The organism is Ancylobacter sp. FA202, from assembly GCF_000380205.1.
In the GTDB taxonomy this organism is placed as follows: domain Bacteria; phylum Pseudomonadota; class Alphaproteobacteria; order Rhizobiales; family Xanthobacteraceae; genus Ancylobacter.
In genome coordinates, this window is sequence record NZ_KB904818.1 from 3,074,545 (window position 1) to 3,085,495 (window position 10,951).

Consider the following 10,951-nt stretch of genomic DNA (forward strand, 5'->3'; position numbering starts at 1 on the left):
CGCCGACGGAACGCACAGGGAGAAGATCGATGAACGCGATCGACAAGACCAAGCCCACCGAGGAGAAGCGCAGCCGCTACAGCGCCGGCGTGATGGAATACCGCAAGATGGGCTACTGGCAGCCCGACTATGAGCCCAAGGACACGGACGTGATCGCCGTGTTCCGCATCACCCCGCAGGATGGCGTCGACGAGATCGAGGCCTCGGCGGCGGTGGCCGGCGAAAGCTCGACCGCCACCTGGACCGTGGTGTGGACCGACCGCCTGACCGCCTGCGACAAGTACCGCGCCAAGTGCTACCGGGTCGACCCGGTGCCGAACGGGCCGGGCTCGTGGTTCGCCTATATCGCCTATGATCTCGACCTGTTCGAGAATGGCTCGATCGCCAACCTCTCGGCCTCGATCATCGGCAATGTGTTCGGCTTCAAGCCGCTCAAGGCGCTGCGCCTTGAGGACATGCGCCTGCCGGTTGCCTACATCAAGACCTTCGACGGCCCCGCCACCGGCATCGTGGTGGAGCGCGAGCGGCTCGACAAGTTCGGCCGGCCGCTGCTCGGCGCGACAGTGAAGCCCAAGCTCGGGCTGTCCGGCCGCAATTATGGCCGCGTGGTCTATGAGGCGCTGAAGGGCGGGCTCGACTTCACCAAGGACGACGAGAACATCAACTCGCAGCAGTTCATGCACTGGCGCGACCGCTTCCTGTACTGCATGGAGGCGGTGAACAAGGCGCAGGCGGCGTCCGGCGAGATCAAGGGCACCTACCTCAACATCACCGCCGGCACGATGGAGGAGATGTACGAGCGCGCCGAGTTCGCCAAGACACTGGGTTCGTCGATCGTCATGATCGACCTCATCATCGGCTACACCGCGATCCAGTCGATGGCCAAGTGGTGCCGCCGCAACGACATGATCCTGCATCTGCACCGCGCCGGCCACTCGACCTATACGCGGCAGAAGAACCATGGCGTGTCGTTCCGCGTCATCACCAAGTGGATGCGCCTCGCTGGCGTCGACCACATCCATGCCGGCACTGTGGTCGGCAAGCTGGAGGGCGACCCCCACACCACCAAGGGCTATTACGACCTCTGCCGCGAGGATTTCGTGCCGCAGAACCTCGCCCATGGCATCTTCTTCGACCAGCCCTGGGCCTCGACCCGCAAGCTGATGCCGGTCGCTTCCGGCGGCATCCATGCCGGCCAGATGCACCAGCTGATCGACCTGCTCGGCGAGGATGTGGTGCTGCAGTTCGGCGGCGGCACCATCGGCCACCCGATGGGCATCCAGGCCGGCGCGACCGCCAACCGCGTGGCGCTGGAGGCGATGATTCTCGCCCGCAATGAGGGCCGCGACCTGCTCGGCGAAGGGCCGGAAATCCTGAAGGAAGCCGCCCGCCACTGCATGCCGCTGAAGCAGGCGCTGGAGACGTGGAAGGACGTGACCTTCAACTACACCTCCACCGACACGCCCGACTTCGTGCCGCAGGCCACCGCGGCGGAGTGATTTCCGTCATCCCGGACGCGCCGCAGGCGCGATCCGGGATCGCGAGACCACCGTGGAAACCCCTTTCCGGAACCCGATCCCGGTTCGGCCTCCAGCCGACCGGGATGACGAGAGCGAGACACCACCATGCGCCTGACCCAGGGAGCCTTCTCCTTCCTGCCGGACCTCACGGACGAGCAGATCGCCAAGCAGGTCCAGTACTGCATCGACAAGGGCTGGGCGGTGAACATCGAGTTCACCGACGACCCGCACCCGCGCAACACCTATTGGGAGCTGTGGGGCCACCCGATGTTCGACGTGCCGGACGCGGCCGGCGTGATGTTCGAGCTGAACGAGTGCCGCAAGGCCTATAAGGGCCGGCACTACATCCGCCTCAGCGCCTTCGACGCGACCCACACCTGGGAATCGCTGCGCCTTTCCTTCCTCACCGACCGTCCCGCTGACGAGCCCGGCTTCGTGCTGGAGCGCCAGGAGATTGACGGCCGGTCGATCCGCTACACGACGCGCGCCTATGCGGCCAACCGCCCGGAGGGCGCGCGCTACTGATCCGTCGGTCTCCCACTACTCCCCCGACGGAGAACCGCGGTCGTCCGGTTTCCTCCCCGGCCGCGAGGGACCGATGTCGGAATGCCGCGCCCGGCATCGGTCCCCTTTTTCTTTCTCTGCCTCAGGCCGTCATCCCGGCCGGAGCGAAGCGCAGAGCCGGGATCGCGATCAAGCGTCCTGCCGCGCTTCCTGCGCGCGATCCCTGAGAGCGGCCGCGCCGCTTCCGGGACGACGAAAACGCCAATGGAGGCTCCCATGGACGCCGTGATCGACGACCCGACCCTCCCCACCGAGGCCACGCCGAAGGTGCCTGATTCCATCGACCTCCGTGCCGAGTTCACCGCCAGCGGGCTGGCCGAGGTGTTCGACCAGCTCGACCGCGAGCTGGTGGGGCTGGTGCCGGTGAAGCGCCGCCTGCGCGAGATCGGCGCGCTGCTGCTGGTCGATACCGCCCGCCGGCGCTTCGGCCTGGAGGCGACGAGCCCGACGCTGCATATGAGCTTCACCGGCAATCCCGGCACCGGCAAGACCACGGTGGCACTGCGCATGGCGGAAATCCTCCACCGGCTCGGCTATGTCCGCAAGGGCCACCTCGTCACCGTGACGCGCGACGATCTGGTGGGCCAGTATATCGGCCACACCGCGCCGAAGACGAAGGAAATCCTCAAGAAGGCGATGGGCGGCGTGCTGTTCATCGACGAGGCCTATTACCTCTACCGGCCGGAGAACGAGCGCGACTACGGGCAGGAGGCGATCGAGATCCTGCTGCAGGTGATGGAGAACCAGCGCGACGACCTCGTCGTCATCCTCGCCGGCTATTCCGACCGGATGGAGCGCTTCTTCACCGCCAATCCGGGTTTCCGCTCGCGCGTCGCCCACCATGTCGACTTCCCCGACTATTCCGCCGGCGAGCTCGACGCTATCGGCGCACGCATCCTCGACACGATGAACTACCGCATGAGCCGCGAGGCGGAAGAGGCGTTCAAGCGCTATGTCGAGCTGCGCATGCAGCAGCCGCATTTCGCCAATGGCCGTTCGATCCGCAACGCGCTGGACCGCGCCCGGCTGCGCCAGGCCAACCGGCTGTTCAATTCCGACCGGCCGGTGACGGCGGACGATCTGGTGACGATCACCGCCGAGGATATCCTCGCCAGCCGGGTGTTTTCCGGCGGCATCGACAGCTACCCGCCGCTGCGTCCCGCCAATTGACCGTCATTGCCGGGCTTGGCCCGGCCATCCATGCCTTTGTTCAGGCGTCGACCGAAGCCAAGACGTGGATCCCCGGGTCAAGCCCGGGGATGACGCCGCGCCAGGATTTCGTCACGCGACTTCGCCAGGAGACAACCCCATGGTTCTCATCGCCCCCTCCATGCTCGCCTCCGACTTCTCGCGCTTCGGCGAGGAGGTGCACGATGTGGTCGCCGCCGGTGCCGACTGGATCCATCTCGATGTGATGGACGGCCATTTCGTGCCCAACATCACCTTCGGGCCGGATGTCATCAAGGCCATGCGCCCGCACACCGACAAGGTCTTCGACGTGCATCTGATGATCGAGCCGGTGGAGCCGTTCATCGAGGCGTTCGCCAAGGCGGGCGCGGACATCATCACCGTGCAGGCCGAGGCGACGCACCATCTCGACCGCTGCCTCCAGCTCATCCGCTCGCTCGGCAAGAAGGCCGGCGTGGCGCTGAACCCGGCGACGCATGAGAGCGCGCTGGCCTATGTGCTCGACAAGGTGGACCTCATCCTGCCGATGACGGTCAATCCCGGCTTTGGCGGCCAAGCCTTCATCGCCGACGTGCTGCCGAAGATCTACCGACTGCGGGCGATGATCGGCGAGCGGCCGATCCATCTCGAAGTCGATGGCGGAGTGACGCCGGAAACCGCCGCGCTCTGCGCCGCCGCCGGCGCCAATGTGCTGGTCGCCGGCTCGGCCGTGTTCAAGGGCGGCAAGGACGCCTATGGCGCCAACATCGCCGCCATCCGCGAGGTCGGCCGCACCGCGCGGCGCGGACGCGCCGCCGCCTGAGCGGCGTAGCGCCTCGGGCGGGATGGCTCAGCCAAAGGCGTCTTCCGTAAGGTTGAGGATCAGCACCTGCCGCGCGCTCTCGGGAATCGAGGGCGAGGCCCGCAGCTCGACCCCGAGCGCCGGCCGCCGCTTCCGGATGATCTCGGCGACCTCATTGGCCATGTCGGCGCTGCCGGCGTGGAAGGACAGCGTGTTGCTGGTCGTCTGCACCACCCCGGTATCGGAAACCACGACATCGAAGCCGGCCGCCTTCAGCGGGGCGGTGAAGGCCTCGACCCGCGCCTTGGTCACGGTGTTGATCGGCGCGAAGATGCGGACCGTATAGCCCGCGCCCGGCAGGGCCGGGACGGCGGGCGGCGCCGTAGCGGGCGCCGGCATCGGCGTCGTGCCGGCAAGCGGCACCAGCGCATCCGCCGGGGCGGTCGCAGCGGTGCCCGGCGTCGCCGGGGCGGGCTGGGCATTGGAGGGGGCGGCCGGCGTCGGGGCGGCGGGGGCCATCGCCGTCGCGGCCGGGGCTGCGGCCTGCGGAGCCGCCGCCTGCGGCGCGGGGGGCGGCATTTCTAGCGCCTGCACACGCTCTTCCAGCGTGCCCTGGGCGCTGCGCAGCGTGGAAACATCCTCCCGCAGGCTCAGCACCTGGGCGGCGAGGAAGGCGACCAGCGCCAGCAGGATGACCAGAACCAGGCCATAGAGCACCGGCAGGGCGGCGCGGCTGGCGCGGGGCGCGGGCGCCTCGGCCCGCTTGTTCTCCAGCTCCAGCCGGCGCATCTGCACCTTGAGCTGCTCGATGCCGAGCCAGCGCTGGAACGCCACCGGGTCCTGCGGCGGGCCCTTGGCGCGGGCGGCGGCCGGGGGATGAGCGGCCGGGGAGGGCGCCGCCGGGGCGCGGGGGCCGCCGCCGGCATCCTCGCCGGCACGTGCCCGCATGGGGTCGATGGAGGGCTCAAGCTTGTCGATCATCGCGCGTTCCCGTCCGCCCTTGGCCAGGCTGTCGCTCACCGACGGCCGTGCCACGGGCGTGGCCGTCAAGGGCCTACTCGGCGCCATAATATCGCAAGCCGCCGGGCGGGCGGGTGAATCCTTACGAAATGGTTAAGACGCGCGCCGGTAGCCACGCGGCTCAGGCGATCGGCGCGCTGGCCGGCCGGCGGCGGGTGCGGGGGCGCTTGGAAATGCGGCCCTTGATCACCCGCAGCACGACAAAGGTCGCGATCAGCATCACGAAGGTGATGCCGACCATCAGCACCAGCCATTCGCCCTGGCTGTGCGCGCCCATCTCGCTGGCGCTCTTGCCGGCCAGCCAGCCGGGGGCGAGCATGACAGGCGCCCAGACGATGGCCGAGGAGACATTGGCGAACTGGAAGCGGCGCTGGTCCATCCGCATCATGCCGGCGACCAGCGGCATGGTGGCGCGCACCGGGCCGAAGAAGCGGCCGACGAACACCGAGGCGAAGCCGAAGCGGCGGAAGAACAGCCGTGCCTGCGCCACCTGCTCGCGGTAGCGCAGCAGCGGCGGGCGGTGCACCACGCGCGGCCCAAGCCAGCGTCCCAGCCAGTAGGAAACGACATCGCCGACAATGGCGCCGGCAATAGCGCTGACGATGACCGGCAGCGGCGAGATGATGCCCGTGCCCACCAGCCCGCCAATGGCGAGCATCAGCGCTGTCGCCGGGATCAGCAGGCCGACGATGACCAGGGATTCGCCGAAGGCGATCAGGCCGATGACCAGCGGGATCAGATAGTCGTGGCCCTGGAGAAACGCGACCACATCGGCGGATAAAGCTTCCATACCCTCACTCTGCCGGAACTTGATCGCCCCAATGTGTCGACGAAGGTGACAGGAGCAAGGCCGCAGCGACATTGCGCCGCTTCGCCGGGGCGACGTGCCCATGGGCGGGAACCATTTGCCCTCTGCCGCGTTAAAAAAGCCGCACCCGCCATTCCGGCTCCCTCACCTCAGCGTCCTCATGGCTTCACCGCCGAAAGGGCCGCGAACGACGGAAGGCCTCATGCCGCTGCGTGCCCTCAGCCGCCTGCTCCTCGCCCTCGCCCTCTCCCTTCTCGCCACGCCCTTATGGCTGGCCCCGGCCGCCGCGCAGCTGGCCGCCCCGCCATCCCCGGCGGCCTCCCCGCCGCCCACCGCCTCGCCCGCCGCTTCCCCCAGCGATCTGCGTGCCCTGCTCGACACGCTGAGCGATGAGGCGGCTCGGACCCGTTTCCTCGCGCAGCTGCGGGCGCTGGTGGAGAGCGAGGCCGGCACAGCCGCGCAACCGGCGGCGGAGAGCCCGGCGCCGGGCCGGGACGACTGGCTGTCCGGCGCCACCCAGTCGCTCGGCGCCTTTTCCAGCTCGGTGCTGTCGCTGGTGGGCGAGATCGAACAATTGCCGGCGCAGGCCGGGCAATTGCTCGACGACCTGTCCGATCCCCTGGTGCTGGAGCGTGTCGGCTGGGCGGTGACGATGGTCATCGCCGTGCTCGCCGCCGCTTTGCTGGCCGAATACATCGCCAAGGCGGCGCTGGCGCGGCTGCGGCGGGCGATCGAGGCGCGGCCCGGGCGCGGCTTCTTCATGCGCGCGCTGCTTCTGGCCCTGCGCACGCTGATCGACATCGTGCCGATCGCCGCTTTCGCCGCGGCCGCCTTCGGCGTGCTGGCGCTGGTGGAGCTGAACTTCATCGTCCGCCTCGCCGTCGTCACCGTCATTAATGCCAATGTGCTGGCGCGGCTCATCCTCGCCGGCGCCCGCGCGGTGCTGACGCCGGACGCGCCGCAGATGCGGCTGTTCCCGCTCGACCATGAGGGCGCGGCCTATGGCTATCTCTGGGTGCGCCGCTTCACCTATACCCTCGTCTACGGTCATTTCCTGCTGCGCGCCGCCTGGGTGCTGGGGCTGGCCCTGCCGACCTACCGCTTTCTCGGCAACGTGCTCGCCTTGTTCGTCGCCGGCATGTGCATCGTGTTCATCCTGCAGGTGCGCGGCGGGGTGGCGCGACGGTTGCGGCGGCTCGGCGCCCGCGAGGGCAGGCTGGCGCGGCTGCGCGACGCGGTGGCAGATTTCTGGCACGTCCTCGCCATCGCCTATGTGATCGCCGGCCTGCTGGTCTGGACGCTCGACGTCGATGGCGGCTTCGCCTTCCTTGCCCGCGCCACGCTGCTGTCGGTGCTGGCGCTGGGCCTCGCCACGCTGGTGACGGCGCTGATGCAGCGCGCCTTCGACCGGGTGTTCCGGCTCAATGGCGAGATGAACACCCGCTATCCGCTGCTGGAGGCGCGGGCCAACCGCTATCTGCCGGCGCTGCGCAGCGCCATGCAGGGGCTGGTGGTGCTGGTCACGGCGCTGGTGCTGCTGGAAATCTGGGGCGCCCAGCCTTTCGAACGGCTGGCCTCCGAGGGCGGGCGGCTGGCGGTCGGGCGGCTCATCTCCATCGGCGTGGTGGTGCTGGTCGGCCTCATCGCCTGGGAAATCTCCACCGCCTTCGCCGATCGCCTGCGGGCGGGCAATCCCAACTCCACCCGGCTGAAGACGCTGCTGCCCTTCCTGCAGAACGCCTTCCGCGTCGTGCTGCTCACCCTTGGCGGGCTGATCCTGCTGTCCGAGATCGGCATCAACATCGCCCCGCTGCTGGCCGGTGCCGGCGTGCTCGGCCTTGCCATCGGCTTCGGCGCGCAGACGCTGGTGAAGGACGTCATCACCGGCGTGTTCATCCTGATGGAGGACACCATCTCGGTCGGCGACGTGGTGGAGGTCGGCGCCCATGCCGGCCTGGTCGAGAAGATCACCATCCGCACCGTCCACATGCGCGACTTCGACGGCAATGTGCATTCGATTCCGTTCGGCGAGGTGCAGACGGTGAAGAACATGTCGAAGGACTTCGCCTATGCCGTGGTCGATGTCCGCATCGCCTATCGCGAGAGCATCGATGAGGCGCTGGCGCTGATGGCGGAAGTCGCCGCCGACATGGTGGCGAACGGGCCGCTGGCGGAAACCATCACCGCGCCATTCGAGGTGGTGGGCGTCGAGGCGCTGGACCCCTCGCACATCCAGCTGCGCGGCCGCTTCAAGACCCGGCCGCTCGGCCAGTGGAATGTGCGGCGCGAATTCTACCGCCGCATCAAGGCCGCCTTCGATGTGCGCGGCATCGAGATGCCGTACCCGCACCAGACGGTGTATCTCGGCAGCGACAAGAAGGGCATGGCCCCGCCGCTGCGGGTGGTGAACCAGAGCGCGGAGGAACTCGCCACGCCCGCCCGCGCCCGCCGCACCGCCGCCGCCCGCGCCGCCGCCAGCACGCCGGGCCCGATGATCGAGGAGCATCCCGGCGCGCGTGAGCGCAGCGAGGACGACGAGGAGCCGATGCTCCCCGCCATCGAGGAGCAGCGGCACTAGGCTCCCCCGCTTCGCGTAAACGCCGCCCGGCGGTAGTGGGGGAGGATTGAGCGCGCGCGACAAAGCCGCGATGATGGGCGATGTGCCGGCTCCATGCCGGGTCTCATGGAGCCGCGCCTTTTATGCTGAGCCGCCTCATACGCCATCCGGTGTCGCTGATCCTCGGCGTGGTCCTCGGGCTGTTCGCCCTTTACGAGACCAGCGTGCGGTTCTTCGCCTATACGGGCGATGCCTATGTGATGAGCGACATTGTCGTCCTGTCGGCGCAGATCGAGGGGCCGGTCTCGAAGCTCGCCGTGCAGAACAACCAGACGGTGGCGGAAAACCAGCTGCTGTTCGAGATCGAGCGAACGCCCTATGCGCTTAAGCTGCAGGAAACGCAGGCGGCGCTGGCTACCGCCCGCGCTGATCTCGACCTCGCGCGCGACGAGGTGAACGCGGCCAAGGCCAGCGTCACCGCCGCGCAGGCGGTGCAGACCAACGCGATGGACCAGCTCGGCCGGGTGAAGACGCTGGAGACGGACGGCTATTCCCCCGAGGCGACACTGGATGTCGCCACCCGCAATGTCGCCACCGCCGGCGCCGATGTCACCTCCGCCGAGGCACAGCTCGCGGTGACGCTGCGCCGGGTGGCAGTGGCGCAGGCGGCGATCGCCGCTGCCGAGGCCGCGGTGGCGAAGGCGCAATACGACCTCTCCAAGACCGTGGTGACGGCCCCCGATGCCGGCCGCGTGGCGCCCTTCGTCACAAGGGTGGGCGATTATCTGCGCCCGGGTTCCGAGGTGCTCGCCATCGTTACCGATCGCCGCCGCCGCGTGGTGGCGAATGTGAGCGAGCGCCATCTCGCCCGCATCGCGCTTGGCCAGCGCGTGCTGCTGACGTTGGGTTCCGACCCTTGGGTATTGCATGAGGGAAGGGTGAGCGGCATTGCCGGCGGCGTCGCCCGCTCGCCGGATAACCCGCAGGTCATCCCCTATGTCGAGCCGACCACGGACTGGGTGCGGCTGCCCCGGCGCTTCCCGGTCGAGGTGACGCTCGACGACTGGCCGGAGGGTCTCGGCCTGTTCAACGGCGCCGATGCCCGCGTCCTGATCTGGTTCTGAGCATGGCGGAGGAAGCCCGCCCCGAACGGCTCAGCGATGTCGACCGGCAGGCCTTCGCCACCGCCACCGGCGTGCTGGCGGCGGTCTATATCGCGCTCTCGATGGGGCTGGACCAGCCCTATTGGGCGGCGCTGAGCGTGATGATGATCGCCAATACCGACCGCGACGCGCTGGTGACGAAGGGCATTCTGCGCGTCCTCAGCACGCTGGTCGGGGTGAGCACCGGCTTCATCGTCGCGCAATGGATGGAGGGGCTGCCAATCCAGCAGGCCCTGCTGGTGGGCGCCGCGGCGGCGATCGGCACCTATGGCAAGCAGCGCAGCGTCTACAGCTATGCCTGGTTCTATGGCGGCCTCACCTTCATGCTGGTGATGCTGTTCTCGATGGTGCAGCCGCAGGACCTCTACAGCTTCGCGCATTATCGCTGCTACGAGATCGTCATCGGCGTGGTGTGCGGCATGCTGGCGAGCTGGGCGCTGGGGCCCAATGCCGGCGAACTCCATGCCCGGCTGAAGGCGCAGGCCGTCGCCACCACGCCGGAGAATGCCCTGCGCCAGGCGCTGATCGCCGGCTTCGGGGCGATCGTCATCGTGATCGTCTGGTCGCAGTTCGACTTGCCGCAATTGCCGCAGGTGCTGATTTCCAGCCTCATTGTCGTCGACACCGACCCCAACGCCACCCGTCACAAGGGCTGGCAGCGCATCCTTGGCTGCATCGCCGGCGGTGTCGCGGGGCTGCTGGTCATCGGGCTCGATGCGACCGATCAGATCTGGTGGGCGACGATGCTGTTTGTCGGCATCTTTTCCTTCGCGCGGCTGCATCTGTCCAAGACGCCCAATGCCTATATCGGCACGCAATCGGCGATCGCCTTCATCATCACGCTGATCGACAAGGGCCCGCCAACCTCGCTGTTTCCGCCGGTGGACCGGCTGGTAGGCATCGTCATCGGGGTGAGCATCATGACCGCGCTGGTCTGGGCGCTGAACCCGCCCGGCACGGCGGACAAGGCGGCGGGCAAACCGGCCTGATCAACCCTCGTCCCTCGCCGGGGCGATTTCGGCCAGCAGTGCGTCGAGATCGGCGCCGCGCGTCACGCTGAGCCAGCGTCCGGGTGCGCCGGCGGGAATGACGATGACGGCGTTCTTCGGGCAGATGTCGAGGCAGGGCACTTCGATCACCGCGACGTGCGCGCCCTTGCGTCGCGGCTTCTTCATCGGCTTGCCGCCCTCGTGCCGGGCGATGGCGGCGCGCAGGGCCCTGGGCAGCGGCTGATCGGCAGCGGGGCCGAAGCCGCCATCAAGCTTCTTCGCGCATTTGCGGCAGACGAGGACCACATCGGTCCAGTCGGCTTTTATGGGCTTCATGCGCTGTGCGTTCCTGTCGACATGC

10 protein-coding genes are annotated in these 10,951 nt (G+C 68.5%); 7 read left to right on the forward strand and 3 right to left on the reverse strand.

The window, feature by feature from the left end; translation table 11 throughout:
* Positions 1-29: 29 nt before the first annotated feature.
* The 4 genes from A3M1_RS0113980 (at position 30) to rpe (ending at position 4,074) form a co-directional block, all read left to right on the forward strand.
* Positions 30-1,499, forward strand: coding sequence for a form I ribulose bisphosphate carboxylase large subunit (locus A3M1_RS0113980; protein ID WP_018389605.1), 1,470 nt, complete (start codon positions 30-32; stop codon positions 1,497-1,499).
* 126 nt (positions 1,500-1,625) lie between these two features.
* A complete protein-coding gene (locus A3M1_RS0113985; protein WP_018389606.1) occupies positions 1,626-2,045 on the forward strand; it encodes a ribulose bisphosphate carboxylase small subunit in 420 nt (139 codons plus the stop codon).
* Between the two features lie 255 nt (positions 2,046-2,300).
* Positions 2,301-3,254 carry a CbbX protein gene (cbbX, locus tag A3M1_RS0113990; RefSeq protein ID WP_018964086.1) on the forward strand — a complete coding sequence of 318 codons (954 nt, stop codon included), beginning with the start codon at positions 2,301-2,303 and terminating at the stop codon, positions 3,252-3,254.
* A gap of 139 nt (positions 3,255-3,393) precedes the next feature.
* The gene (gene rpe / locus A3M1_RS0113995; RefSeq protein ID WP_018389608.1) at positions 3,394-4,074 is read left to right on the forward strand and encodes a ribulose-phosphate 3-epimerase; all 681 of its coding nucleotides are present in this window, start codon (positions 3,394-3,396) and stop codon (positions 4,072-4,074) included.
* Positions 4,075-4,101: 27 nt separating this feature from the next.
* On the opposite strand, the gene A3M1_RS0114000 is transcribed toward rpe, so the two are convergent.
* Positions 4,102-5,034 (reverse strand): hypothetical protein, encoded by a 933-nt coding sequence (locus tag A3M1_RS0114000; protein ID WP_026221316.1) that lies wholly within the window; start codon positions 5,032-5,034, stop codon positions 4,102-4,104.
* Positions 5,035-5,194: 160 nt separating this feature from the next.
* On the reverse strand, positions 5,195-5,863 hold the full coding sequence (locus A3M1_RS0114005; RefSeq protein WP_018389609.1) for a DedA family protein: 669 nt from the start codon (positions 5,861-5,863) through the stop codon (positions 5,195-5,197).
* A 220-nt stretch (positions 5,864-6,083) separates the two neighbouring features.
* Here A3M1_RS0114005 and A3M1_RS0114010 point away from each other — a divergent pair, with 220 nt between their 5' ends.
* From A3M1_RS0114010 to A3M1_RS0114020, 3 genes are all read left to right on the forward strand, one after another.
* Entirely contained in the window at positions 6,084-8,459 is a 2,376-nt protein-coding gene (locus A3M1_RS0114010) for a mechanosensitive ion channel family protein (RefSeq protein ID WP_018389610.1), read from the forward strand.
* 122 nt (positions 8,460-8,581) lie between these two features.
* Entirely contained in the window at positions 8,582-9,562 is a 981-nt protein-coding gene (locus A3M1_RS0114015; RefSeq protein ID WP_018389611.1) for an HlyD family secretion protein, read from the forward strand.
* 2 nt (positions 9,563-9,564) lie between these two features.
* Positions 9,565-10,590 (forward strand): FUSC family protein, encoded by a 1,026-nt coding sequence (locus A3M1_RS0114020; protein ID WP_018389612.1) that lies wholly within the window; start codon positions 9,565-9,567, stop codon positions 10,588-10,590.
* On the opposite strand, the gene A3M1_RS0114025 is transcribed toward A3M1_RS0114020, so the two are convergent.
* Positions 10,591-10,926, reverse strand: a complete 336-nt coding sequence (locus A3M1_RS0114025) for a hypothetical protein (protein ID WP_018389613.1) — start codon at positions 10,924-10,926, stop codon at positions 10,591-10,593.
* Positions 10,927-10,951 lie beyond the last annotated feature (25 nt).

Excerpts from the sequence above, each read along its gene's own strand:
- A3M1_RS0113980 (WP_018389605.1), top strand. The coding sequence starts at position 30 with ATGAACGCGATCGACAAGACCAAGCCCACCGAGGAGAAGCGCAGCCGC.
- A3M1_RS0113985 (WP_018389606.1), top strand. The coding sequence starts at position 1,626 with ATGCGCCTGACCCAGGGAGCCTTCTCCTTCCTGCCGGACCTCACGGAC.
- cbbX (WP_018964086.1), top strand. The coding sequence starts at position 2,301 with ATGGACGCCGTGATCGACGACCCGACCCTCCCCACCGAGGCCACGCCG.
- rpe (WP_018389608.1), top strand. The coding sequence starts at position 3,394 with ATGGTTCTCATCGCCCCCTCCATGCTCGCCTCCGACTTCTCGCGCTTC.
- A3M1_RS0114000 (WP_026221316.1), bottom strand. The coding sequence starts at position 5,034 with ATGATCGACAAGCTTGAGCCCTCCATCGACCCCATGCGGGCACGTGCC.
- A3M1_RS0114005 (WP_018389609.1), bottom strand. The coding sequence starts at position 5,863 with ATGGAAGCTTTATCCGCCGATGTGGTCGCGTTTCTCCAGGGCCACGAC.
- A3M1_RS0114010 (WP_018389610.1), top strand. The coding sequence starts at position 6,084 with ATGCCGCTGCGTGCCCTCAGCCGCCTGCTCCTCGCCCTCGCCCTCTCC.
- A3M1_RS0114015 (WP_018389611.1), top strand. The coding sequence starts at position 8,582 with ATGCTGAGCCGCCTCATACGCCATCCGGTGTCGCTGATCCTCGGCGTG.
- A3M1_RS0114020 (WP_018389612.1), top strand. The coding sequence starts at position 9,565 with ATGGCGGAGGAAGCCCGCCCCGAACGGCTCAGCGATGTCGACCGGCAG.
- A3M1_RS0114025 (WP_018389613.1), bottom strand. The coding sequence starts at position 10,926 with ATGAAGCCCATAAAAGCCGACTGGACCGATGTGGTCCTCGTCTGCCGC.